Origin of the sequence: Halobacillus sp. BBL2006 (genome assembly GCF_000786645.1) — a bacterium.
Classification (GTDB): domain Bacteria; phylum Bacillota; class Bacilli; order Bacillales; family Halobacillaceae; genus Halobacillus.
In genome coordinates this window covers 1-1963 of sequence record NZ_JRNX01000571.1, presented here as the reverse complement: position 1 = coordinate 1963, position 1963 = coordinate 1, and the positions used below count along the sequence as shown (strand labels likewise).

The window sequence follows — 1963 nt, the reverse complement described above, 5'->3', positions numbered from 1 at the left end:
GCGGGGAAGGGGGTGGACCAGAGACGATCGTTTCGAGAAAGACTTGAGCGTCAGCAAATTCTTCTCGTAAAGGCTCTTCCCATTCCTTAATGAAGGATGTTGCATCCGTTTTGTCTCTATCGACCCGGACAAGGACTTGACCGGTGTTTTCACCTGAGCGCTGTAAACCGGAACTGAAGATATTTGGAAGTCCGGAACCAGTGTACACAGCTGATTCTGTTATTGTCTCATCATTCTCTCGTAAAAATTCTTCCATATATTTCAAATGCTCTTCAGTCTCCTCTATAGGTGTTCCTTGCGGATACTCGACAGAAATGGTGACTTCGGGACGGTCAGCTGCGGGAAAGAACTCAAAAGGAATTTTAATAACTAATAAGGCAAGCAGTACACAAACGATTAAACCCGTTATAGAGGTCAGCCACGGTTTCTTAGTAATCTTCGGTAAAAGGGTGTCTGCATAAACCTTTTCTAATCCATTAAATAAACCACCAAGTATTCCTTGCTTGGCTGTAGATTTTTTCCTTCTTTTCCTTCTAGCATATTGAACAGTTGGAATTAATGTCAGCGCCATGACTGTCGATGCTAACACTGTAAATATGAGTACAGAAGGCAAAGCTCGAATGAAATCCCCATTGGAACCTGATAGAAAAGTTAAAGGGAAAAAGCTGAATATAATCATCAGCGTTGAAGTAATGATGGATTTACCAACTTCCCTGACACCTCGAATTGTACCTTCCAAAGGACCGTCTCCGAGTTGAAATCTGCGTTGAATGTTGTCATTGACTACTATAGCGTCATCGACGAGAATTCCGATAGCGATGATCATTCCAATAATCGATATCTGATTCAAATCAACTCCTACATAAGGAAGGGGAATTAATCCAATGATGATAGAAATCGGGATGGCCAGTGCGACTAGTAATGCAGAAGAAATCGGCAAGCCTAAAACCATAATAATAACGACGGCAATTAAAGAGATGGAGAAAGAACTAATAAGGTTACTGAACACTTCCTCGATAATCGTACTCTGTGTGTAAAATTGATCGACAGTGATAGAAGAAGGAAGGTCAGACTCTAATTCTTCTACTTTCGTTGTGATCTGTTCTTGCAAAGAAGAAATATTGACGCCTTCTTTTGCTAATACCGTTATAGATAATGCTGATTGGTCACCCACGGAAATCAAGTCGTTGACATCCTTATTGGTAATATCAATTGAACCGACTTCTTGAAGTGTTAATGGGTCTCCATTAGGAGTTGTTCCAACTGAAAGTTCATTAAGCTCTTCGATATCTGAGTATTTATCAAATATCAGTTGATAGATCTGACCCTCTTCTTGTTGGGTACCGATCGCCGATGGCGCGATCTCCTTGCGAATCGCATCAATCACTTGAAAAGGAGCAATCTGGTTGTCCTGAAGTTGCTCATTGTCTAACTGAACGGATACTTTTTGTTCCGGAAGCCCTTTGACAAGCAGTGATTCTACACCCGTGATATTTGTAAGTTCTGAACGCCACGTTTCAATGTCTTCCCTTAAACGATATAAGTCTTCGGGTGAATCTGCCAGCAAATGGTAGGAAGCTACCGAAGAAGTTGTTAAATCTGTATTAACCTCAGGGTCTTGTACTTCATCTGGAAACCCTCTTGAAACGTCGGAAACGATTTGCCTAATCTTCGAATTGACAGTATTGCTGTCTGCATCTCCACTTAGGGTAGCAGTTATCGATCCGAATCCGGTGGTTGATGCAGATGTGACTTCATCAACTCCCTTTACGTTAAGAAGTTCTTCTTCTATGGGATTCGTAACGGTTCTTTCCATTTCTTCAGGAGTTGCTCCAGGATAAACGGTAGAAATGGAGGCTATGTTTACATTGATTTCGGGAATTTCTCGCTTAGGTAGCTGTAAATAAGTGAATATACCCGTGAAAATGAGAAGTACAATAAAGACCCAGACGATTTTATTGTA

General features: G+C 41.2%; 1 protein-coding gene. It reads right to left on the bottom strand.

Features of this window, described 5'->3' with window-relative positions; all coding sequences use genetic code 11:
* Positions 1 to 1963: efflux RND transporter permease subunit (locus LD39_RS16090; RefSeq protein WP_156112678.1), on the bottom strand; the 1963-nt coding region annotated here is incomplete at both ends.